We start from the raw sequence: 23,934 nt of genomic DNA on the forward strand, positions 1-23,934 counted from the left end.
AAGCTGCGCGGCGGGGTCGGACGGGCCCAGCTGGCGGCGGCCGATACCGGCTTTAGAGTCGGCGCCATCGTGGTGGCCAACCCGGTCGGCCAGGTCGTCGACGCGGCCACCGGCCGGCTGTTCGGGGCGCCGGGCCGGCCCGGCATCGACCGCGCGGCCTTTGCCGAGCTGCCCGACCCGGCCGCGAGCCTGAACACCACCATCGGGGTGGTTTACACTGACGCGCCGCTTAACAAGGCGCAGGCCCAGCGGCTGGCCCTGGCCGGCCACGACGGGATCGCCCGCGCGGTGCGCCCGGCCCACTCGCCGCTGGACGGCGACACCTTGTTCGGCGTTTCCACCGCGACCCCGGCGCAGGCGGCGGGCGCATCCGCGCCGGTGGGGGACGCGACGCTGGCGCGGCTGACCGCGCTGGCCGCCGATGCCGTCGAGGCCGCCATTGTCTCCGCCGTCTGCGCGGCCAGCGACGGCTTTGGCTACCCCGCGTATTCTTCCCTGCTGCGCTAAGCTGAAGTGCACTATGACATATTCCACTGGACCGTATTCGTCCCGGCCGGACCGTAGCCGGGGACAGACCGGCCCGGCGAATTTCGGGCCCTCGGGCGGGCCCCTCCAGCCGGCCGGCGGCGCTGGTATGCGCAAGCCCCAGACCAACCGGGGCGACTCAGTGAATTACACGCGCGCCGGGCGCCTGCGCACCGGCCTGGTCTTCGCCATCGGCTACCTGGTGGTGCTCTGGGGCATCCACATCGTCAACTACGTCATCTTCGGCGGGAGCTTAAGCTACTACGGCATCCACCCGCTGGACTTCAACGGCATCTGGGGGATTGTCACCGCCCCGCTGCTGCACGCCGACTGGGAGCACCTCATCGGCAACTCGCTGCCCGGGGCCGTGTTCTGCTTCCTCATCGGGCTCTCCGGCCGGAAGGTCTGGTGGGAGGTCACTCTGCTGGTGGTGCTCATCGGCGGGCTGGGAACGTGGCTGCTGGGCGGGCCCGGCACCAACCACATCGGCGCCTCCAGCCTGGTCTACGGTTGGCTGGCCTACCTGCTGGTCCGCGGCATCTTCAACCGCTCGCTCATCCAGATCGTCCTCGGCGTGGTCCTGGGGGTTGCCTACTCCGGCCTGGTCTGGGGCGTGTTGCCGATTTACGAGGGGGTGTCCTGGCAGGGCCACCTGTTTGGGGCCATCGGCGGCATCGTGGCCGGCATGACGATTACCTCCGACGACACGTCGAAGCAGATTATGCGCCGCAGCGTAAAATAGTACGGCGTGACTGAACTAGCCGATAAACCGCAGCCCGGACCGACCGCCCCCATCGGGATCTTTGATTCCGGGGTGGGCGGCCTGACGGTGGCGCGCACGATCATCGATCAGCTGCCGCACGAGTCGCTGCTCTACATCGGCGACACCCTGCACGGACCCTACGGGCCGCGGCCCATCGCAGAAGTCCGCGCGCTGTCGATTGACATCGCCGACGAGCTGGTCGAGCGCGGCTGCAAGATGATCGTGGTGGCCTGCAACACCGCCACCGCCGCCTTCCTCCACGACGCCCGCGAGCGCTACGACGTGCCGGTCGTGGAGGTCATCCGCCCGGCCGTGCGCCGCGCTATCGCGACGACGCGCAACCACAAGATCGGCGTGATCGGCACCGAGGGCACCATCAAATCCGGCGTCTACCAGGACCTTTTTGCCGTACACCCGGACGTGCAGGCCACCGCCGTGGCCTGCCCCGACTTCGTGCCCTTCGTGGAGCGCGGGATCACCTCCGGCCGCCAGATCCTGGGCATTGCCGAGGGCTACCTGGCCCCCATGCAGGCCGCCGGCATCGACACCCTGGTGCTCGGCTGCACCCACTACCCACACCTTTCGGGCGTCATCCAGCTGGCCGTCGGTGACGAGGTCACGCTGGTCAGCTCCGCGGAGGAAACCGCCAAGGACGTGCTCAAGGTGCTCACCGAGCGCGACCTGCTCGCGCCCGTAGACAACCCGGCCACGCGCGTTTTCGAGTCCACCGGCGACATGGAGATCTTCGAGAACCTGGCCTCCCGCTTCCTGGGACCGGGGGTCGGTGAATTCAACCACATTTCTCACTCCGGTTGATTTTCTCCCCGAAATGGCCGCAAATCGCCCCACTGTCGCCGTATTCGTGACACCATGAGGGGCATGAAGTTGACCATCTTGGGATGCTCCGGAAGCGTGCCCACTTCCGGGAACCCGGCCTCCGGTTACCTCGTGTCTTTCCCGGATGCGCCGTCCATCCTCATGGACTTGGGCCCCGGTACCCTCGCCGCGCTGCAGGACGTCCAGGATCCGTGCGACGCCCACGTGGCCTTAAGCCACCTGCACGCCGATCACTGCATGGATTTCCCCTCCCTGCTGGTCTGGCGCCGTTTCCACCCCTACGCGCCGGCCAAGGGCCGCAACTTTTGCCTGGGCCCCAGCTACGCGCCGCAGCACCTGGGGCGGCTGTCCTCCGACGCCCAGCCAGACGGCGTGGACGACATGTCGGATACCTTCGCCTTCACCCCCTGGGAGGACGGGGTGGAACAGCACGTCGACGACGTCGCCATCACCCCGTACCGGACTATCCACCCGGTCGAGACCTATGGCCTGCGCCTGCGCCACACCGAGACCGGCAAGATCATCGCGTATACCGCAGACACCTCCTTCGATACCAAGCTGCTGCCGTTGGCGCAGGACGCCGATATCCTGCTGGCGGAGGCCGCCTGGGGCGCTAGCTCCGAGGGCAAGGCGGAAAAGATGCACATGTCCGGCGCGGAGGCCGGCCGCCTGGCGCAGCTGGCGGGCGTGCGCACCCTCGTGCTGGTGCACCTGCAGCCCTGGGGAGACGCCGCCGCGACCGTGGCGGCCGCCCGAGCCGAATTCGACGGCGAACTGGTCCTCGGCGAGCCCGGGATGGTCTTCGAACTCTAGCCTGGCCCCGGCGGGTAGCCTGGGAGCATGACTGATTTTCAACGAGCAGACGGCCGCGGCCTCGACGAGCTGCGCACCGTGCGAATTACCCGCAATTTCACCACCAACCCGGCGGGCTCGGTGTTGGTCGAATTCGGCAATACCCGCGTGATGTGCACCGCCTCGGTGGAAACGGGCGTGCCCCGCTTCAAGCGGGATTCCGGCGAGGGCTGGCTGACGGCCGAGTACGCCATGCTGCCGTCCGCCACCCACGAGCGCATGCCGCGTGAGTCCATGAAGGGCAAGGTCAAGGGCCGCACGCATGAGATCTCCCGCCTGGTGGGGCGCTCGCTGCGCGCCGCGGTGGATCTGAGCGAGCTGGGGGAGAACACCATCCAGCTCGACTGCGACGTCCTGCAGGCCGACGGCGGCACCCGCACCGCCTCGATCACCGGCGCCTACGTTGCGCTGGCCGATGCCGTGGCCGCCCTCAAGGAGCGCGGCGCCGTGCCGGGCGAGCCGCTGCTGGACCCTATCGCGGCGGTCTCCGTCGGCATCATCGACGGCCGGGTGTGCCTGGACCTGCCGTATGAGGAAGACTCCCGCGCCGAGGTCGACCTCAACGTGGTCATGCAGGAAAGCGGCGACTTCGTGGAAATTCAGGGCACCGGTGAGCACGGGCTGTTCGGCCGCGACGAGCTGAACCAGATGCTCGACGTGGCCCAGAAGGGCTGCACCGAGCTCATCGCCGCGCAGGGCGCCGCCCTGGGGTGGGACTAATGCAGCTGCTAGTCGCCTCGAATAACCCCAAGAAGTTGAAGGAACTGCACACCATCCTGGCCGAGGCTGGCATCGAGGGCGTAGAGCTGGTCCCGCTCAGTGAGGCAGAGTCCTACCCGGAGCCGGTCGAGGACGGGCGCACCTGCGCCGACAACGCGCTGATCAAGGCCCGCGCGGGCGCGCAGGCCACCGGCCTGCCGTGCGTGGCGGACGACTCCGGCCTGGCCGTCGACGAGCTCAACGGCATGCCCGGCGTGCTTTCGGCGCGCTGGTCCGGCCGCCACGGCGACGACGCCGCCAACAACGAGCTCCTGCTGGGCCAGCTGGTCCACGTGCCGGAAGAGCGCCGCACCGCGGCTTTTGTCTCCGTGTGCGCGCTGGTCACTCCGGCCGGCCAGGAACACGTGGTGGAAGGCCGCTGGCCCGGGCGCGTGCTGACTGCCCCGCGCGGGGAGGGCGGCTTCGGCTACGACCCGCTCTTCCAGCCGGACGGCGAGGAGCGCTCCGCCGCGGAGATGTCCCCGGAAGAGAAAAACGCCGTCTCCCACCGGGGCCAGGCGCTGCGGCAGCTGGTTCCGGTATTGGCGGCGTTGCAGAAAAACTAGCGCGAAAAGCTAGAGCTGGAAGTCGCGCTGCACCTCGCGGCGGCGCTTGACCTCCATGTAGAAAGAGAAGAACGGGATGGTGCCGGCCAGGGCCGTGGTGAACCACTTCATCGGCGGCCACAGGGCCTTCGGCGCCAGGTTCAGGATGGACAGCAGGTACAGCACGTAGAAGGCGCCGTGGATCTGGGCGATGTGGGTGGCCCACTCGGGCATGTCCATGCCGACGATGTATTCCAGCACCATGCGCGTGGTCAGCACCAGCAGGAAGATACCGGTCACCGTCGCGGCGACGGTGAACAGGGTCAGCGCGGTGCGCACGCGGGCCTGGCGGGCCGGGTGGATGCGCTTCGGCGCGGTGGAAGCAGAAGTGTTCTCAGAAGTCATAGCGGTAATCTAGCTTAGCTTTCAATTGTCGTGCCGGACAGGCCTTAGCGGTCGAGGTCAGGGTTGACCTCGTGGTGCCCGCGGCGCGGGCGGTTGAGCGCGTTGAATTCCTCGACGTCGAGCTGCGGCCGGTGGGGGAGGAAGTCCTCGTCGATGGTGGTCGGCTTGGATTTGGTGACCTCTGGGGCCTCGTAGGCGAACCCGTCGAGGTCCTCCGCCTCGTTTTCGGCGGCGATGCGCTCGTTCTCGCTGCGCAGCGCGGTCCGGTAGGCGTAGATGACGAACGCCGCGAACAGCGGCCACTGGAGGGCGTAGCCCAGGTTCTGGAAGGTGCCGGAACCGGACTGGAAGCGGGTCCACTGCCAGTAGGCGAGCGCGAAGAAGGCGACCACGAGCACGGCGATGAGGACAATATGCCACCACCGCACTCGGATCCTCTGGCGCTTGCCGGTCTCTTGCGTGCTCACGAGTCCTAGCCTACCCACTGGCCGCGGCGCGCCAAAGTCATTAGTGAGCGAAAACGCCCGCCGCCCCGATTAGAACTCGCCGGAATCAATCCGGTAGTATCATTCGCATTGCGCGCCCGTGGCGGAATTGGCAGACGCGCTAGATTTAGGTTCTAGTGTCCGAAGGACGTGTGAGTTCAAGTCTCACCGGGCGCACCACTGCACAGAAAAATACCGAGGCCATCGCACCAGATGGCCTCGGTATTTTTGCGTCTTATTACTCGACTTCGGTGAATTTCCGGTCCCACGCCGAGCGGATGGGGTTGGCGTCGGCCAGCAGGATATCGAAGCGATCGCCGGCGATTTCGACGATTTCGCTCAGCGCCACGCGGTGTTCTTGGGGCTCGGAGTTGGCCAGGCGGCGCACGCCGGCGTCCAGCACGCGCTCGAAGGTGTCGTTGGTGTCCAGGTAGGCCACAAACGGCATGCCGAAGCGCTCGCGGTAGGCGGCGGCCAGCTGGGTGATCTGCTCGGTCTGGACGTCGTCCAGCTCGCCGAGCCCCAGCGAGCCGCGGTCGGCGGAGATCTCCGCGGCGCCCTCGTCGTCGGCCAGCAGGAGCTCGTCCATGGCGGGGTAGTCGTGGATGAGCTGTTCGCGGCGCTCGACGTCGGCGGTGAGGACGGCGACCTGGATGGCCTCGCGCAGCTGCCCGACGTTGTCGAAGGGGCGGGACTCCCAGGTGGTTTCCAGCGGCCAGGTCTCGTTGTTGAACAGCGGGCGCAGGGTCGCCACGAAGTTGTCGCGGTCCATGGCGTTGAGCTCGTCCAGGGAAACGCCCGTGCCGCCGGTGCGGGCGACGTCCCCGCCGCGGGAGCGGCCGGTGTGGAAGAACAACAGGTTCAGCCCGATGGCGGTGATGGCGCCGATGGACATGCCCGAGGAGACGAAGGTCTGCGACCATTCCGGGAAGACCGCCGCGATGTCCGGCTTGAAGGTCACGAGCATGGCCAGCCCCAGCGCGGTGGTCACGATGACGGCGTTGCGCCCGTCGTTGATATCGGCCTTGGCGATGGTCTGCAGGCCCACCCAGGCGACGTTGGCGAACAGCGCTAACGATGCCCCACCCAGCACCGGCGCCGGGATCGCCGCGACCACGGCCCCGGCCTTGGGCAGCAGGCCCAGCACGATCATGAAGCCCGCGGCGGCCACGGCCACCCAGCGGGATTTCACGCCGGTCAGGCGGACCAGGCCGACGTTCTGGGCGAAGCAGGTGTAGGGGAAGGAGTTCATCACGCCGCCGATGACGGTGGACACGCCGTCGGCGCGCAGCGCGGCCTGGACGTCGGCGCGGCGGATGCGCTTTTTAACGATCTCGCCCGTGGCGAAGACGTCGCCGGTGGTCTCCACCATGGTGATGACCATGACGATCAGCAAGGAGAAGATGGCGACCAGGTCGAACTGCGGCAGGCCGAAATAAAACGGCGTCGTGATGCCGAAGGCGTCGGCCTCGCCTACTTCCGAGAAGCTCGCGTCGCCGGCCAGCAGAGCCACGCCCGTGCCCAGCACCAGGCCCAGCAGCACCGACAGGGTGCCCAGGAAGCCGCGGAAGAAACGCTGGACTAGGACGATGACGGCCAGGGTGCCGAAGCCGTACCAGAGGTCGCGGGCTGCGGGCTGCCCCTCGGCGTAGTTGGTGAAGTCGTTGGCGGACACAGCCAGCAGGGAGGTGCCCATCACGAGCAGGACGGTGCCGGTGACCACCGGCGGGAAGTAGCGGAGGAAGCGGCCGAACAGCGGCGCCATGAAGAAGGTGAACAGGCCCGCGACGATGATGGAGCCGTAGATGACCGGCAGGGAGGCCACCCCGCCCTGCCCGTCGGTGGCGCCCAGCCCGATGGCGATGATCGGCGCGACGGCCGTGGTGGTCACGCCCTGGACGATGGGCAGCCGCACGCCCACGTGCTTGCCGATGCCCACCGACTGGATGATGGTAGCGATACCGCAGGTGAGTAGATCCGCGTTGATGAGGTGGATGGTGGTGGCGGTATCCAGGTTGAGGGAACCCGCGATCAGCAGCGGGACGATGACCGCCCCGGCGTAGAAGGCGAGTACGTGTTGCAGGCCTAGGGCGGCGAGTTTGCCGGGGGCTGGAACTTGGTCGACGGGGTGTGTGCGCTTGGGCTGGGTGCTAGTTTGGGCAGCCACGAAGTCCTCCAGGGTGGGGCGAAGCAAAAAACGGTTGAATTCGTACTCTCTAAGCGTAGAAGGGCGGCGCAGATTTCGGGAAAACCGCAGCAAAACGTTCCGGTTATGACCAGAAAGCTGGCTCCCGCCCGGAGCTTAAACCGGACGGACGTTTTACTTAAAATGCCTGAGCAGCGCACTAGAGTCAGACATCAGACGTGTGGGCTATTGCACACTTTCTGGGTTGGAGTAACCACCTAACAAGCCCCTACACTGGGACTCAACGGGGCTTGCCGCTAGAGAAGCTCAAGACCATCGAAACCCGAGAAAAATACAGGTTACAAGGTGGATTGGGAATTGGGAATGGCGAGCGCGCCCCACGGTATAAGGGAACTTATAGATACAGAAGGGAGTCACCGATAGTGACCACCGCAACCCAAGACCTCAAGTTTGATGCCTGGAAGGGTTTTGAGACCGGCCCATGGACTGAGGGCATCGACGTGCGCGACTTCATCCAGCGCAACTACACCCCCTACGAAGGGGATTCGTCCTTCCTGGCCGGCCCGACCGAAAAGACCAAGCGCACCTTCCAGCACCTGGAAGACAACTACCTGTCCGTCGAGCGCAAGCAGCGCGTCTTCGACGTCGACACCCACACCCCGTCCGACATCGACGCCTTCCCGGCCGGCTACATCTCCGAGGATGACAACGTCATCGTCGGTCTGCAGACCGATACCCCGCTGAAGCGCGCCATGATGCCGTTCGGCGGCTGGCGCATGGTCAAGCAGGCCATCAAGGAAGCGGGCAAGGAAGTGGACCCGGAGGTCGAGAAGATCTTCACCCGCTACCGCAAGACCCACAACGACGGCGTCTTCGACATCTACACCCCGCGCATCCGCGCTGCCCGTTCCTCCCACATCATTACGGGCCTGCCGGACGCCTACGGCCGCGGCCGCATCATCGGCGACTACCGCCGCGTGGCCCTCTACGGTGTCGACTACCTCATCGAGGAAAAGCAGGCTTCCCGAGACTCCGTCGCCGACGCCGGCTTCTCCGAGCACTGGGCTCGCTTCCGTGAGGAGCACTCCGAGCAGATCAAGGCTCTGAAGAAGCTGAAGGTCATGGCCGAGCAGTACGGCTTCGACATCTCCGGCCCGGCTACCACCGCGCAGGAAGCTGTCCAGTGGACCTACTTCGGCTACCTGGGCTCCATCAAGTCCCAGGACGGCGCCGCCATGTCCATCGGCCGCCTGTCCGCGTTCTTCGACTGCTACTTCGAGCGCGACCTGGCCAACGGCACCATCACCGAGGAAGACGCCCAGGAAATCATCGACGCGCTGGTCATGAAGCTGCGCATCGTCCGCTTCCTGCGCACCGAGGACTACGACCAGATCTTCTCCGGCGACCCGTACTGGGCCACCTGGTCCGACGCCGGCTTCGGCGACGACGGTCGCCCGCTGGTCACCAAGACCTCCTTCCGCCTGCTCCAGACCCTGATTAACCTGGGGCCGTCCCCGGAGCCGAACATCACCATCTTCTGGGACCCGAAGCTGCCGGAAGGCTACAAGAAGTTCTGCGCCCACATCTCGATTGAGACCTCGTCCATCCAGTACGAGTCCGACCGCCAGATTCGTGAGCAGTGGGGCGACGACGCCGCCATCGCGTGCTGCGTGTCCCCGATGCGCGTCGGCAAGCAGATGCAGTTCTTCGGCGCCCGCGTCAACGCTGCCAAGGCTCTGCTGTACGCCATCAACGGCGGCCGCGACGAGGTCAGCGGCAAGCAGGTCGTGGAAGGCTACGACGCCATCCAGGGCGACGAGCCGCTGGACTTCGATGAGGTCTGGCAGAAGTACGAGGAGATGCTCGACTGGGTCGTCGGCACCTACGTCGAGGCCCTGAACATCATCCACTACAGCCACGACAAGTACGCCTACGAGTCCATTGAGATGGCTCTGCACGACTCCGATATCGTGCGCTCGATGGGCTGCGGTATCGCCGGCCTGTCGATTGTGGCCGACTCCCTGTCCGCCATCAAGTACGCCAAGGTCACCCCGGTTCGGGATGAGACCGGCCTGATTGTGGACTACAAGACCGAGGGCGATTTCCCAGTCTACGGCAACGACGACGACCGCGCCGACGACATCGCCGCAACCATCGTCCACACCGTGATGGAAAAGATTAAGGCCATCCCGATGTACCGCAACGCCATCCCGACCCAGTCGGTGCTGACCATCACCTCGAACGTGGTCTACGGCAAGGCCACTGGCGCCTTCCCGTCAGGCCACGAGGCCGGCACCCCGTTCGCGCCGGGCGCAAACCCGGAGAACGGCGCCGACAGCCACGGCATGGTCGCTTCCATGCTGTCCGTCGGTAAGCTGGACTACAAGGATGCGTTGGACGGCATCTCGCTGACCAACACCATCACGCCGTCTGGCCTGGGCCGTACCCCGGATGAGCGCATCACCAACCTGGTGGGCGTCCTGGACGCCGGCTTCATCATGGACAAGTAAGACCACCCAAAACCCAATCTCGTAGAAGGAGAAATCATCATGGCAACCCCGACTTTCGACCAGCGTCTCGAGGCAATGAAGTCCCGTCGTGCAGAGCACAACATGGACTCCGGCCTGTACCACGCCAACATCAACGTCCTGGACAAGTCCACTCTGGAGGACGCAGTTGAGCACCCGGAGAAGTACCCGAACCTGACCGTTCGCGTCTCCGGCTACGCCGTCAACTTCGTCAAGCTGACCAAGGAACAGCAGCTGGACGTCATCTCCCGTACCTTCCACCAGGGTTCGTAAAAACCATGGCTGATGGCGTTACTGGTGTTGTTACCCTCCAACCAGAAGAAGGCGAAAAGGTACGCGGCGTCGCCGCGGGCCTGGGTGGGGACAACGAACTCGACCAAATCACCCGCCCCGAGCTCATGGAAGCCCGCCGCACTGGCGACGTCGGCTTGGTGCACTCGTGGGAACTGGTGACCTCGGTCGACGGGCCGGGTACCCGCATGACGATGTTCATGTCCGGTTGCCCGCTCCGCTGCCAGTACTGCCACAATCCTGACACCTTCGAGATGAAGACCGGCTCCCTGGAGAAGGTCGAAGACGTGGTCAAGCGCGTCAAGCGCTACAAGCCCATCTTCGACGCTTCCAATGGCGGGTTGACCATCTCGGGCGGGGAGGCGCTGTTCCAGACGGCGTTCACCCGCCGGGTGCTCAAGGAAGTGCACGATGCCGGCATCCACACCACCATCGATACCTCCGGTTTCCTCGGGGCGCGCGTGCGTGACGAGGACCTGGACAACATCGACCTGGTTCTGCTGGATGTCAAGGCAGGCGATGAGAAGACTTACAAAGAAGTCACGCGGCGTGAGCTGCAGCCGACCATCGACTTCGGTGACCGGCTCGCGGCGGCAAACAAGCCGGTGTGGATCCGCTTTGTGGTCGTCCCCGACCTGACGGATAGCCCGGAAAACGTCCAAAACGTCGCCAATATCGTGGCACGGTGGCCCAACAACGTGGAACGCGTTGAGGTCCTTCCGTTCCATAACATGGGCGCCGACAAGTGGCGTGAGCTGGGTTATCCCTACACACTGGAAGACACTAAGCCCCCGGCTGCAGAGGACGTCGAAGCTATCCGCGACGTCTTCCGAGCCAAAGGCTTCACGGTCTACTAATTCCCTTATAACCCACAAACACCCGCTCGCTAGCTCTCCTAGTTCCTAGGAGGCAGCGGGCGGGTGTTCGGCGTTTTCCGGGCCCTAGGCGGCTATTCCTTGACGTAGCCGACGTTTTCGACCTCGACGCTGCCCAGGGACTTGGCGCCGAAGTTGGCCAGCTTCGGGTTGGTGGCCACCATCTCCGGGCCGTTCATCAGCGGCATGATGCCGAAGCTCGACAGCGCCTCCTTCTCCAGCTCGTTGGCCTTCTGGGTCTGCTCATTCGCGTCCGCGATCTGGCCCAGCTCCTCGATCTTCTTGTCCATCTCCGGGGTGCCGGTGCCGGACTTGTTCAGCTCCGAATCCGAGGCGTAGATCTGGTTGAAGCTGGCCACGCCCAGCGGGGAGGAGGACGCGAAAGCCATCGGGAAGATGTCGAAGTCGTGCTTGGTGACGATCTTGGAGAAGTCCGCCGACGGGCGCTCCTCGATGTCCAGCTTGATGCCGACGTCCGCCAGCATCTTCTGGGTGGCGGAAGCCTCCGCCTTAATTCCCGGATCGTCGCCGGTGAGCACGTAGCGCAGGGCCAGCGGCTGGCCGTCCTTCTCGCGGGTGCCGTCGGCACCCGGGGCCCAGCCGGCATCGTCGAGCAGCTGCTTGGCCTTTTCCGGATCGAAGGAGATGAGCTCGCCGAAGGAATCCTGGTAGCCCTCCTGGGTCTGGTACAGGGTGAACGAGCCCGGCAGGTCCTCCTCGTAGTCCAGGCCGTTGAAGCGGATGGAGGCCAGCTGGTCGCGGTCGATGGCGGTCATGAAGGCCTCGCGCACCTTGATGTCGTCCAGGCCCGGGGCGTCGGAGTTCAGCACTAAGAGTACGTTGGCCGGGCGCATGGCGGCGCGGATCTCGATGTCATCCATGTCCTGGATGGTGGCCAGGCGCTCCTTGGAGGCCACGCTGGTCGCGTCGATCTCGCCGGCCTTGAAAGCGTTGATGGAGGCCTGCGATTCCATCTGGCGGTAGGTGATCTTCTTGATGAAGGGCTTGTCGCCCCACCACTTGTCGTTTTCGGTGAAGGTGACGGTGCCGGCGCCGAAGTCGACGCTGTCGACGGTGTACGGTCCCGCGCCCCACTCCGGGTGGAGCTGGTTGACGTAGGCCTCGTTGAACTTCTCAGCGGTATCGACCTGCGGAGGCAGCAGGGAGGAGAACGTGTCCTGCCACCACGGGTAGGCCTGCTTGAACTTCACGACGACCTGCTTGTCGTTCTCGCCCGGGGTGACGGACTCGATCTTGTCGTAGCCCTCCGTGGAGTGGATGTTGAGCTCGTCCATCTCGCCGTTGTTGAACTTCCAGGTGTGCTCGAAGACCTTCCAGTCAATCTCCGTGCCGTCGTTGTACTTGGCGTCCGGGTTGATGGTGTAGGTCACCTGCGTCTTGCCGTCGACGACCTCTTCTTTCACGTCGGTCAGGTAGTCGGCGTTCGGGACGAATTCGCCCTCGCCGGTGTAGGTGGACAGCTGCGGGTTGTAGTACTCCCAGAAGGTCCGAGTGTAGGCGGTCATGTCTGCATTGAAGGCGTTTTGCTGCTCCGAGAACTCACTGATGCCCAGGGTCAGGTCGTCGCCTTCCTGCAGGTTCTCGCGGTCCTGCAGGTTGTAGGAGCCTTCCAGCTGCAGGTCGACGTCGATGGCGCTCGAGGAGCCGTCCGAGCCGCCCGCGCAGGAAGAAAGAAGCACCGCCGAGGCCGCGAGTGCTAACAGCGTGGTGTAGCGGTTTTTAGAAGACATGGTCAGAGATACCTTTCTGGCAGGGGGTGGAAAAGCTTAGGGGAGTGCTATGGAGTTATTTCTGCTGCGCCGGGCAGCAAACCTGGGGAAATTCTTAGGGCTCTATCGGCTCGTAGACCGTCCTTTTCCGGGTGCGCTCGACCGCCGGGTCAGGCACGGGGATGGCCGAGATGAGCGCCTGGGTATAGGGGTGCTGCGGGTGGTCGAAGACCTCGTCGATGGGGCCGGTTTCTACGAAATCGCCCTTGTACATCACGGCCACCTTGTCCGATAAGTGCCGGACCACGGAGAGGTCGTGGGCGACGAAGACAAACGAGATACCCAGCCGCCGCTTCAGGTCGTGCAAGAGGTTGATGATGCCGGCCTGGATGGACACGTCCAGCGCGGAGACCGGCTCGTCCAGGATCACCACCGACGGGTTGGTGGCCAGCGCCCGGGCCAGGCCGATGCGCTGGCGCTGCCCACCCGAGAAATGCCCGGGGAAGCGGTCGATGTGGTGTGAGGACAGGCCCACCAGCTCGAGCAGCTCGGAGATGCGGGCGTCGACGTCGCCGTCGTAGCCCAGTGACTGCAGCGGCTCGGCGATGACCTCCCGGATGGTCATGCGCGGGTTCAGCGAGCTCATCGGGTCCTGGAAGACCATCTGGATGTCCTTGCGCAGCTCGCGGCGTTGGCGGTCACCCAGCTGGGAGGCGTCGACGCCGCCGACCACCACGCGCGCCCCGTCGGCGGGCTTGAGCTCCATGACCTCCAGCAGGGTGGTGGTCTTGCCGGAGCCGGACTCGCCTACGATGGCCAGGCACTCGCCCTCGTGGACGGTGAAGCTGACCTGGTTGACCGCGTGCACCGTGCCCACGCGGCGCTTGAGAATGGAGCCCTTGATCAGCGGGAATTCCTTGCTGAGGTTCTCGACCTCGAGGGTCGTGCGGCGCTGCTCGAAGGGGGTATCGCCCAGCACGTCCTCGGCAAAGGTCGGCAGGGGGAACAGGCGCTGGCCACCAATCCGCGAGTCGATGATCTCGTCCGCGCGGTGGCAGGCGGCGCGGTGGTGGCTGACCGCCGGGTCCAGACTGGAGGTCATGCCGAGGAGCTCCGGCTCGCTGGCGCGGCAGGCATCGATAGCCACGGGGCAGCGGTCCGCGAAGGGGCACTCGTTCTTGAGCTCAATGAGCTGCGGCGGGGTGCCGGCCACCGGGGTCAGCGGCTCCGACTGGGCGGTATCCGCGCGCGGGGTAGAACCCAGCAGGCCGATGGTGTACGGCATCTTCGGGCTGTTAAAGAGCGTGTCGACGTCGGCGTATTCGACCGGGCGGCCGGCGTACATCACGGCGACGTCGTCGGCGGTGCCGGCCACCACGCCCATGTCGTGGGTGATCATGATGGTCGCCGCGCCGGTTTCCCGCTGCGCGACCTTGAGCACGTCCAGGATCTGCGCCTGGATGGTTACGTCCAGGGCGGTGGTGGGCTCGTCGGCGATGATGAGCTGCGGGTTGTTGGCAATGGCGATGGCGATGACCACGCGCTGGCGCATGCCGCCGGAAAACTCGTGCGGGAACGAGCGCAGGCGCTTGACCGGTTCCGGGATCCCCACCAGGTCGAGCAGCTCGGCGGCTTCCTTCTGCGCGGCCGCGCGCCCGATGGAGCGGTGGGCGGTGATTGCTTCGACCAGCTGGTCGCCGATGCTAAAGACCGGGGTGAGGGCCGACAGCGGATCCTGGAAGATCATCCCGATGCCCTTGCCGCGGATGGCCGACATCTGCTTGTCGGTCTTGCCCAGCAGCTCCTCGCCCTGGAAGCGGACGGAGCCGGTGACCTTGGCGTAGTCGGGCAACAGTCCCATCACGGCCATGGAGGTCACGGACTTGCCGGAGCCGGACTCGCCGACGATGGCCAGGGTGCGCCCGGCCTCGAGGCTAAAGCTGGTCCCGCGCACGGCGTGGACGGTGCCGGCCTCGGAAGGGAAACTGACGTTGAGGTCTTCGACCTCTAACAGGGCGGTCATGCGCGTCCTCCGGAATTCGAGTTGGGGTCGATGGCGTCTCGCAGGCCGTCGGCGATAAAGGCCATGGAGACGGTGAGCAGGGTCAGGGTGGCGGCGGGGAAGTAGAACTGCCAGGGCGCGGCCTCGACGGCGTTGGTACCCACCGCCAGCAGCGTGCCGAGGGAGACGTCCGGCAGTTTCACGCCCAGCCCCAGGAAGGACAGCGCGGTCTCGGAGACGACGGTGGAGACCACGCCCAGCACCAGCTGGATGATGAGCAGCGAGCCGATATTCGGCACGATGTGGCGGACGATGATCTTCGGGCGCGAGACCCCCATGTAGCCGGCGGCGCGCACGTAGTCGTTTTCCCGCACGCTCAGCGCCATGGCCCAGATGACGCGCGCGGCGTACATCCAGCCGAAGGCGATGAGCACGATGATGAGCATCTTCCAGTCGCCGCCGGAGTCGGAGACGACAAGGGCGATGAGCAGGAAGGTCGGGATGGCCAGCAGGAAGTGGATAACCGCCAGGATGATCTTTTCGGTCCAGCCGCCGTAGATGGCCGCGCCGGCGCCGATGATCGCCGACAGGATGGAGGTGGCGATCGAGACGGTCAGCGCGATGACCAGCGATCGGCCCAGGCCGTGGACGACCTGCGCGAAAAGATCGTTGCCGGAGTTGGTGGTGCCGAACCAGTGCTCCGGCGACGGCGGGGCGGACAGGGCCAAAAAGTCCGGCTCGTCGAAGGCCCACGGCGTCAGATAGCTGCCGAAGAGGGAGACGGCGATAAGCCCCAGGAAGATGATGAAGCCGACGGTGGCCATCTTGTTGCGGAAGAACCGGCGGGTGTACAGCTTGAGCTTGTTCGTGCCGCGGATGGTGGTCTCGTCGGCGGTGTAGAGCTTGCGCTGCGACTCGTCGGCGTCGACGCCGGCCGCGGTGGCGGACAGGGCGCTGGGCTCGGTGGCCATGCTGAAGTCGGCGGTCGCGGTGTGCGGGCGGATGCCCAGGTTGTCCGCGGCCGAGTCGATGGCCAGGTCGTTGCGGAGGTGGGGCGTGGCGCGCCGGGCGGTCGCGCGCGGCTGGGTGGATTTGTTGCTCTTAGACATTTAGCTCACCCTTACCCGGGGATCGAGGATGACGACGATGAGATCGGCCAGGATGGCCGAGACCGCAATCATGACGGCGCCGAAGGCGGCCACCGCCGTGGTGCCGTGGATGTCGTTGCGGGAGATGGTCTGGATGAAGTACTGGCCCATGCCGTTCCAGGCGAAGATGGTCTCCGTCATGATGGCGCCGGTAAAAATGCCCGGCACGGAGAAGGCCACCGACGTAGCGACGGGGATGATGGAGGTCCGCAGCGCGTGCTTGCGGATGGCCTGGGTGCGGGTCAGCCCCTTCGCCCGGGCGGTGCGCACGTAGTCGGCGGACAGGTTATCCAGCAGCAGCGTGCGCTGCATCATGTGATAGCCGGCGTAGCTGATAATGACCAGCGAAATGGTAGGTAGGACCAAGTGCTGGGCGGTGTCGATGAGCTTGGGGAAAAACCCTTCCACCCCGGGCGAGCCGGCGCCGCTGACGTAGACGATGCGCTGCCCGGTCACCCGGTTGAGCCACAGGCCGACGGAGACGACGACCAGGGAGGCGACGACCACGTGGACGTTCATGGTGACAATCGACATGCCCTGCCAGAAGCGGTCGGCGAACTTGTACTGGCGGGAGGCGGTGTAAACACCCAAGCCCACGCCGAGGACGATGGAGATGATGGTGGCCAGCAGCAACAGCTGGGCGGAGACCAGCGCGCGCCGGGAGACTTCCTCGGTGACTTCCACCCCGAGCGGGGAAGCGCCCCAGTCCCAGCGCAGCACCACGCCAGTGAGCCAGGTCCACCAGCGCTCCAGCAGCGGGGTCTCTGGGTCCAGGTTGAGCGGCTGCAGGATGTGGCTGATTTGTTCTTGGCTCAGTGGTGGGCGCCGCCCGGCGTAGTTGGAGCGCGGATCCAAAAAGACTGACGCCAACAGGTAGGCGATGTTGGTGGCCAGGAAGATCACGATTAACCAACTGGCGGTCTTTTTGATGATGTATTTGACCATCGCGGTTTCCTTGGGTGTGGGAACGTACTTGGGTTGAGTGATCCAGTATCGAAGTTCGTCCGAATGTGGTGTGGATCACTAACTGTGACGTCGACAATAGCGGGCGTGAGAAACGAGCGGGGCAAAAATGAGAAAAAATCCTCCGGAAAGTTGTGCGGGCGTACCCCCATACGGGGAGGGCGGGGCCTAAGGCCGGTCACGATCCCACATCCGGGGTTCCGGGGCCGTGCCCGCAGTTCGGGCTGGGTGGGACCCTCGCGCATCGGCGGCGAATGTGTCAGACTAAGAGCTGACCGGTGCAATAGAATTCCCCGAAAACAGAAAGGCCGCGCGTGAGTACGCTTCTCGTCATTGGCATCATCGTCCTCATCGTCATTTTGACGTTGTTCGACGGATACTTCATTGTCCGCACCAAGGAGGCCGCCATCATGGAGCGGCTGGGCAAGTACCAGGGAGTGGCCCACGCGGGGCTGCACTTCAAGATCCCCTTCGTCGACCGGGTGCGCGAAAAGATTAACCTGCAGGTCCGCCAGCTCGACGTGATGGTGGAGACCAAGACCAAGGACAACGTCTTCGTCCAGATCCCCGTGGCGGTCCAGTACCAGGTCGTCCAGGGCCGCGAGCGCGAGGCCTACTACACCCTGTCCAGCCCCGACCAGCAGATCGTGGCCTACGTCCAGGACAACGTTCGTTCCTCCGTGGCGAACATGAACCTGGATGACTCCTTCTCCTCCAAGGACACCATCGCCCAGAACGTGGCCGAGTCCCTGCGCGACAACATGGCGGCCTACGGCTGGCACTTCGTCAACACCCTGGTCACCGACATCCGCCCGGACGAGCGCGTGCGCGAATCCATGAACTCCATCAACGCCGCCCAGCGCGAGCGGGAGGCCGCCGTGGCCCAGGCCGAGGCCGAAAAGATCCGAGTGGTCAAGGAGGCCGAGGGCGCGGCCGAGGCCCGCAAGCTGCAGGGCCGCGGCGTCGCCGACCAGCGCAAGGAGATCGTGGAGGGCATCGCCGCCCAGTACGAGATGCTGCGCAAGGCCGGCGTCGAGGAATCCCCCGAGGCCCTCATGCTGGTCTCCCAGTACCTGGACGCCATGGTGGACGTTTCCTCCAACGGCAACGCCTCCGTGCTCTACATGCCGTCCAACCCGTCCGGCATGGGGGATCTCTTCGAGGGCATGCGCGACGTGCTGATGAGCAACCACGCCCTGGACAGCCTGGACAAGTCCTCTAAGTCCTCGTCCAGCCAGCGCCCGCGCACCCGCAGCAACCCGGAGCGGGAGACCGGCTCCAGCAGCTCCAGCTCCAGCCCCGCCAGCCCGGCCGCCAACCCCAGCCTGCCGAGCGCTAGCGACGTGCGCGGCCAGGCCGCCGACTGGGCCAACGAGAACGGCATCCATTCCGCCCGCGACGCCTTCCAGGCCCTGCGCGACAAGCACGGGGAGTGGCGCAACAACGACTAGTGAGTTTGTTTTTCCGGCGCGCCGGAATCTCCACTAGCCTTAGGTGAGCACCAACCTGGACAAGGAGCAGCTCACCGTGAATCCTCGTGAACCTTTCGCCCTGTCCTTTTCGGGACAGGGTTTTTCTTGGGCCGACTCGCTGCGCGGCGCCGACCGTGAACTGCACGCCACGGTGGACAAGGCCGCGCAGCTGTTGGAGCCGCTTGCCGCCGAGCTGGCCGGCCGGCGCCCCCGCGGCTTCCGCCCCTTCGACTGGGCGCAACAGCCGCCGGCCTGGGATCTCAGCGCCCCCGAGGTATCCGTGCCCGGCATCTTCCTGGCCCAGCTGAACCTGCTCGACGCCCTGGCCGCCCAGGGGCTAGTGGCTAGCGATGCCGTCGCCGCCGCCGGCCACTCCCAAGGCCGGCTGGCCGAATTCGTGCTCGACGGGGAGGCTGGCCGCGCGGAGATGCTGGCGATTGCCCAGCTCATCGGCGCGGCGATGACGCACACGGCGCGGCGCTACGGGCTGGTCCGCGATAACGACGCCGCCCCCATGGTCGCCGTCGCCGCAGACCCGCAGGACATCGCCGCGGCCATCCGGGACACCGGCGCGGACACGGTCATCGGCCTGCACAACAGCGCCCAGGATGCCGTCCTGTCCGGCCCGCCCGCCGACAACCTTGCCGTCGCCCGCGCCCTGGGGGTGGAGGCGCAGCCGCTCAAGGTGGCCGCGGCCTTCCACCACCCGCGCATGGGCGAGGCCGTCGACCAGGTCGTGGACTGGGCCCAGCAGGTGGGCCTAGACGCGGCCGTCGCGGAGCGGGCCGCCCGCGCGGTGCTCACCGACGTCATCGACTGGCCGGCGCAGGTCGACCGCCTCGCCGCCGCCGGCGCGCGGTGGATCCTGGAGGTCGGCCCGGAAGAAGGCGTGCGACCCCTGACCGAGAAGATCGTGGAGGGCCGCGGCATCGGGGTGCTCGCGGTCGGCACCGCGACCGGGCAGGCCCGGCTTATTGATCCCGGCCACCAGCTGGCCCCGCCCCGCCCGTACAGCGATTTTGCCCCGCGCACCACGGCCGACGGCGAGCTGGTGACCCGCTTTACCAGCCTGACCGGCTACCAGGCCGTGCTACTGGCCGGCATGACGCCCACCACGGTGGACCCGGCCATCGTGGCGGCCGCGGCCAACGCCGGGTACTGGGCCGAGCTCGCCGGCGGCGGGCAGGCCACGGACCAGCTGCTCGAAGACAACCTCGACTACCTGCGCGAGCACCTCGCCCCGGGCGTGAACGCGCAGTTCAACGCGCTCTACCTCAACCCCCGCCAGTGGCGTCGCCAGGTGGCCGGCCAGCGGCAGGTACCCGCCGCGCGGGCGAACGGGGCGCCGATCAACGGCATCGTGTGCTCGGCCGGCATCCCGCCGCTGGACGAGGCGGTGGAGATCTACCGGAGCCTGCGGGTGGGCAATATCCCCTGGGTGGCTTTCAAGCCCGGCGCGGTGCACCACGTCGATAAGGTGCTGGAGATCGCGCGCGAGGTGGCACCCGCCCCCGTCATCATGCAGCTGGAGGGCGGCCTGGCCGGCGGGCACCACTCCTGGGAGGACCTGGACGAGCTGCTACTGGCCACCTACGCGCGCATCCGCGCCGCGGAGAACGTCTACCTGGCCGTCGGCGGCGGCATCGGCACGCCGGAGCGCGGCGCGGAGTACCTGACCGGCGCCTGGGCGCGCGCCTACGGCCGCCCGGACATGCCCGTCGATGCCATCCTGGTCGGCACCGCCGCCATGGCCACGCGGGAGGCGACCACCTCCCCGGCCGTCAAGCGCGCCCTCGTCGCCGCCTCCGGCACAGACGGCTTCATCGCGGCCGGCACCGCCCGCGCCGGCATGTCCTCGGGCCGCTCGCAGCTGGGCGCCGACATCCACGAGGTGGATAATTCCTTCGCCCAGGCCGGCCGGCTGCTGGACGCCGTGGCCGGCGACGCCGATGCCGTGCGCGCCCGCCGCGCCGAAATCATCAGCGCCCTGGATGCCACCTGCAAGCCATATTTCGGCGACCTGACCAGCCTGACCTACCGGCGCTGGCTGGAGCGCTACCTCGAGCTGTCCCACTGCGGCGGGTGGGTCGATGACTCCTGGCGCGCCCGGTTCGCGCAGATGCTCCTGCGCGCCGAGGCCCGCCTGCACCCCGCTGACCACGGCGAGTTCGCCTCCCAGCTGCCCGCCGGCGAGCTGGACGCGGGAAACCTGGCCGACCTGCTGGCCAGCTACCCGCAGGCCGGCACCCAGCACCTGTGCGCCACCGATGCCGCCTGGTTCATCGATCTCCTCAAAGGCCCCGGCAAGCCCGCCAACTTCGTGCCGGTCATCGACGAGGACGTGCGCTGGTGGTGGCGCACGGACTCGCTCTGGCAGGCCCACGATGCCCGCTACCCGGCCGACGCCGTCTCCATCATCCCCTCGCCGCGCTCCGTGGCCGGGATTGATCGCGTCGACGAGCCCGTCGCCGAGCTGCTGGGCCGGTTCGTGGCCGCCGCGGCCGCCCGCGCGGAGTCCACCGGGCCCGCGGCGAGCGATCGCGAGCGGATCCTGTCCGCGCCGGCCTGGGAATGGGCCGGCCACCCGGTTCCCAACCCGGCGCGCCGGCTGGGCCTGGAAGAAGACGCGGATGGGGCATACCGCGTGCCCGGCCTGGGCGTGACGGTGGCGCTGCCTCAGGCGGCGACCGTGCCCGTCGTGGGCGCGGATTCGGCGTACCAGGCCATGCGGGAGCTGGCGCGCCGGGCCGCCGGCGGGCAGCTGCCGGAGGTCGTTGGCGGGGCGGCGGCGTGGTCGACGACGCTGAACTGCGCGGACTACCAGACCGTCACCGCGGGCTACCTGGCGGGCGCGTCCGGCCTGGCCGCCGACGCGCTGGTGGGGCCGGCCTGGCCGGCCATCTTCGCGGTCATCGCGGACACCGACGCCGTCGAGGGCCTGCTCCGTCTGGTCCACCTGGAGCACGCGGTGCGCCTGCGCTCCGAGCTGCCGCAGCACGGCGCCTCGGTCAGCGTGAAGGCCCACCTTGCGCATGATTTTGCCACCGCGCGGGGGCGGGTGCTGGAGGTGGAAGTCGGCATCGTGAGCGGGCACCAGCACCTGGCAACGCTGACCGAGCGCTTTCTGATCTCCGGTGCGGCCGGAGCCGAAACGCTGCCGGCACTGGACGTCACGGACCCGGCCGCGCGCCCGACCCCGCGGCTTAGCCGCGGCCAGGCCCAGGTGGTCGCGCCGGATAGCATGCGGCCTTTCGCCCAGGTCACCGGCGACTTCAACCCCATCCACACCGACGAGGACCTGGCGCGGGCGACCGGCCTGGCCCAGGGCCCGATAGTCCACGGCATGTGGACCTCCGCGCTGGCGCAGCTGGCCGCCGGCGAGAACATCGTGGGCTGGCACGCGCGCCTGCTGGCCCCGGTCCTGCCGGGGCAGACCGTCGAGTTTTCCACCGCGCGGACCGGGCAGGCCGCCGGCGGGGAAGTGCGCACCGTGACCGCCACGGTGGGCGGCGTCCCCGTGCTGGAGGCGACCGCCCAGCTGGCCGCGCCGGTGACGTGGTACGCCTTCCCCGGTCAGGGCATCCAGTCGCCCGGCATGGGGATGGCAGCCTACGCCGCCTCCCCAGCCGCGCGCGCCGTCTGGGACCGCGCCGACGCCCACACCCGGCAGGCGCTGGGCTTTTCCATCCTGGACATCGTGCGCCGCAACCCGCCCGAGGTGCAGGTGGCCGGCGAAAGCTTTTCCCACCCCGACGGCGTGCTGTACCTGACCCAGTTCACCCAGGTGGCCATGGCCACGCTGGGCTGCGCGCAGGTCGCCCAGCTGCGCGAGGCCGGGGTGCTGGAAGAGCACGCCTTCTTCGCGGGGCACTCGGTGGGCGAGTACAACGCGCTGGCCGCCTTTGCGGACGTGCTCTCGGTGGAGGCGGTCATCGAGATCGTCTACCAGCGTGGGCTGACCATGCACCGCCTGGTCCCGCGGGACGGCGACGGCAACTCCAACTACGGGCTGGCCGCGCTGCGCCCGCACAAGATGGGAATGTCGGACGCGGACGTTTTCGACTACGTCAGCCAGCTGTCGGCGATTACGGGCGAATTCCTGGAGATCGTCAACTACAACGTCAAGGGCAAGCAGTACGCTGTCGCCGGAACGCGCGCCGGGCTGCGCGCCCTGGAAGCCGATGCCGCCTCCCGCGGCGAGCGCGCCTTCGTCCTCATCCCCGGCGTGGACGTACCCTTCCACTCCTCCCGCCTGCGCGGCGGGGTGGACGATTTTCGCCGGCACCTGGACCAGCTCATCCCGGCAGACATCGACCTGGACCGGCTGATTGGCCGCTACCTCCCCAACCTGGTGGCCCGCCCCTTCGACCTGGGCGAGGAGTTCATCCAGGCCATGGAGGAGGTCGTGGACTCGCCGTGGCTGACCGCGGCCCGCACGCAGCCGGCCCAGCAGCGCGGCCGCACCCTTCTGGTGGAGCTTTTGGCCTGGCAGTTCGCCTCCCCGGTGCGCTGGATCGAGACCCAGGATTTGGCGCTGGGGCCGCTGGGAGTTGAGCGCTTTGTCGAAATCGGCGTGGCCAGCGCGCCCACCCTGGCCAATATGCTGCGCCAGCACCCGGGCGCGGCGCGCGTGGAGGTTCTCAACGCCGAGCGCGACCAGGCCGTCGTCTTCGCTACCGATGCCGACCCCGAGCCCGCACCGGAACCGGAGCCGGAACCAGAACCGGAGCCCGAGACGGAGCCGGTAGCCGCGCCCGCGCCCGCGCCAGAGCAGCCGGCCGCCACAGACACTCCGGCGGATAAGCCCCTGCTGGCCAGCGATGCCCTCCGCCTGCTGGTGGCCGCCTGGACCAAGGTGCGCCTCGATCAGCTGCGGCCGGCGGACACCATCGAGTCCCTGGTGGAGGGCCAGTCGTCCAGGCGCAACCAGCTGCTGCTGGATATCTCGACCGAGCTGGGGATTGCCGCCATCGATGGCGCTGCCGACCTCGACCTGGCCAGCCTGGGCGAGCTAGTCGACCGGCAGGCCCGCGGCTACCGGGCCTTCGGGCCGGTGCTCCAGCCGCAGGTGGAGGCCTGCCTGCGTGATCTCACCGGCCCGGCCGCGCAGCCGACCTCGTATGTTTCCGAACGCGTGCGCGGCCGCTGGGGCTTGGGTCCCGGTTGGCTGGACCGCGTGCTCGCCCACCTGGTCGATGGCACCCGCCCCGGGGCCTCCCTGCGTGGCGGCGAGCTAGCCAGCCTGCCCGCCGGCCTCGATGAGGCTATCGATGCCGCCGCCCACGCCGCAGGAATCACCACCCCGCTGCCGGAACCGGCCGCGGCCGCGGCTGCCACCGCTGACCCGGCCGCCGTGGCCGAGCTCACCGATGCCTTAACCGCCAACGCCTGCGACCTCGTCGAGCGGCTGGATCCGGAGGCAGCCAGCGCGGAGGGTCAGGATGATGGTGCCGGCGCGGGAGGCGAAAACGCGCGCGAACTCGCCCAAGCCGTCGACCGCGAGCTGGGCGCGGGCTGGGCCGACTTCGTGCGCCCGGCCTTCGACCCGGCGCGGGCGGTCCTGCTCGACGACCGCTGGGCCTCGGCGCGCGAGGACGCCGCCCAGGGC

16 protein-coding genes, 1 tRNA gene and 1 pseudogene are annotated in these 23,934 nt (G+C 67.2%); 11 read left to right on the forward strand and 7 right to left on the reverse strand.

Going from position 1 to position 23,934, the window contains the following annotated elements; translation table 11 throughout:
- The 6 genes from ACEE23_RS10765 to rdgB all read left to right on the forward strand — a co-directional run.
- The coding region (locus ACEE23_RS10765) for a P1 family peptidase (RefSeq protein ID WP_448873605.1) at positions 1–507 on the forward strand (507 nt) is incomplete at its 5' end.
- Positions 508–634: 127 nt separating this feature from the next.
- Positions 635–1,267 carry a rhomboid family intramembrane serine protease gene (locus ACEE23_RS10770; RefSeq protein ID WP_368520428.1) on the forward strand — a complete coding sequence of 211 codons (633 nt, stop codon included), beginning with the start codon at positions 635–637 and terminating at the stop codon, positions 1,265–1,267.
- Between the two features lie 6 nt (positions 1,268–1,273).
- A complete protein-coding gene (gene murI, locus ACEE23_RS10775) occupies positions 1,274–2,104 on the forward strand; it encodes a glutamate racemase (protein ID WP_368520398.1) in 831 nt (276 codons plus the stop codon).
- Positions 2,105–2,167: 63 nt separating this feature from the next.
- A complete protein-coding gene (locus tag ACEE23_RS10780; RefSeq protein WP_368520397.1) occupies positions 2,168–2,938 on the forward strand; it encodes an MBL fold metallo-hydrolase in 771 nt (256 codons plus the stop codon).
- Between the two features lie 27 nt (positions 2,939–2,965).
- Positions 2,966–3,697 (forward strand): ribonuclease PH, encoded by a 732-nt coding sequence (rph, locus tag ACEE23_RS10785; RefSeq protein WP_368520396.1) that lies wholly within the window; start codon positions 2,966–2,968, stop codon positions 3,695–3,697.
- Complete coding sequence (gene rdgB / locus ACEE23_RS10790; protein WP_368521392.1) at positions 3,697–4,302, forward strand: RdgB/HAM1 family non-canonical purine NTP pyrophosphatase; 606 nt, start codon at positions 3,697–3,699, stop codon at positions 4,300–4,302. Before rph ends, rdgB begins: the two co-directional genes overlap by 1 nt.
- 9 nt (positions 4,303–4,311) lie before the next feature.
- Here rdgB and ACEE23_RS10795 read toward each other — a convergent pair whose 3' ends face one another.
- Complete coding sequence (locus ACEE23_RS10795) at positions 4,312–4,686, reverse strand: DUF3817 domain-containing protein (RefSeq protein WP_070769676.1); 375 nt, start codon at positions 4,684–4,686, stop codon at positions 4,312–4,314.
- A 44-nt stretch (positions 4,687–4,730) separates the two neighbouring features.
- Positions 4,731–5,153, reverse strand: coding sequence for a hypothetical protein (locus ACEE23_RS10800; RefSeq protein WP_368520394.1), 423 nt, complete (start codon positions 5,151–5,153; stop codon positions 4,731–4,733).
- A gap of 112 nt (positions 5,154–5,265) precedes the next feature.
- On the opposite strand from ACEE23_RS10800, the gene ACEE23_RS10805 reads away from it, so the two are divergent.
- Positions 5,266–5,351 (forward strand) — tRNA-Leu (locus ACEE23_RS10805).
- A 58-nt stretch (positions 5,352–5,409) separates the two neighbouring features.
- Here ACEE23_RS10805 and ACEE23_RS10810 read toward each other — a convergent pair.
- Complete coding sequence (locus ACEE23_RS10810) at positions 5,410–7,338, reverse strand: solute carrier family 23 protein (RefSeq protein ID WP_368520427.1); 1,929 nt, start codon at positions 7,336–7,338, stop codon at positions 5,410–5,412.
- A 401-nt stretch (positions 7,339–7,739) separates the two neighbouring features.
- Between ACEE23_RS10810 and pflB the strand changes: the two are divergent.
- Positions 7,740–10,118, forward strand: a pseudogene (gene pflB / locus ACEE23_RS10815) (formate C-acetyltransferase).
- Positions 10,119–10,123: 5 nt separating this feature from the next.
- Positions 10,124–10,993: a pyruvate formate-lyase-activating protein gene (pflA, locus tag ACEE23_RS10820; RefSeq protein WP_290223023.1), complete on the forward strand. Its 870-nt coding sequence runs from the start codon at positions 10,124–10,126 to the stop codon at positions 10,991–10,993.
- Between the two features lie 92 nt (positions 10,994–11,085).
- On the opposite strand, the gene ACEE23_RS10825 is transcribed toward pflA, so the two are convergent.
- The 4 genes from ACEE23_RS10825 to ACEE23_RS10840 all read right to left on the reverse strand — a co-directional run bounded on the left by ACEE23_RS10825 (position 11,086) and on the right by ACEE23_RS10840 (position 16,836).
- Complete coding sequence (locus ACEE23_RS10825; protein ID WP_368520393.1) at positions 11,086–12,762, reverse strand: ABC transporter family substrate-binding protein; 1,677 nt, start codon at positions 12,760–12,762, stop codon at positions 11,086–11,088.
- Between the two features lie 94 nt (positions 12,763–12,856).
- The gene (locus ACEE23_RS10830; protein ID WP_368521393.1) at positions 12,857–14,764 is read right to left on the reverse strand and encodes a dipeptide ABC transporter ATP-binding protein; all 1,908 of its coding nucleotides are present in this window, start codon (positions 14,762–14,764) and stop codon (positions 12,857–12,859) included.
- Positions 14,761–15,852 carry an ABC transporter permease gene (locus ACEE23_RS10835; protein WP_368520391.1) on the reverse strand — a complete coding sequence of 364 codons (1,092 nt, stop codon included), beginning with the start codon at positions 15,850–15,852 and terminating at the stop codon, positions 14,761–14,763. The genes ACEE23_RS10830 and ACEE23_RS10835 overlap by 4 nt, the downstream gene beginning before the upstream one ends.
- Positions 15,853–16,836: an ABC transporter permease gene (locus tag ACEE23_RS10840; RefSeq protein WP_368520390.1), complete on the reverse strand. Its 984-nt coding sequence runs from the start codon at positions 16,834–16,836 to the stop codon at positions 15,853–15,855.
- 332 nt (positions 16,837–17,168) lie between these two features.
- Between ACEE23_RS10840 and ACEE23_RS10845 the strand changes: the two genes are divergently transcribed.
- Together ACEE23_RS10845 and ACEE23_RS10850 are read left to right on the forward strand one after the other, a co-directional pair.
- Positions 17,169–18,305, forward strand: coding sequence for an SPFH domain-containing protein (locus ACEE23_RS10845; RefSeq protein WP_368521394.1), 1,137 nt, complete (start codon positions 17,169–17,171; stop codon positions 18,303–18,305).
- 43 nt (positions 18,306–18,348) lie between these two features.
- Positions 18,349–23,934, forward strand: a 5,586-nt coding sequence (locus ACEE23_RS10850) for a fatty acid synthase subunit beta domain-containing protein (RefSeq protein ID WP_448873607.1), incomplete at its 3' end; no start/stop codon positions are given.

The organism is Corynebacterium sp. 32222D000AT (assembly GCF_053546955.1).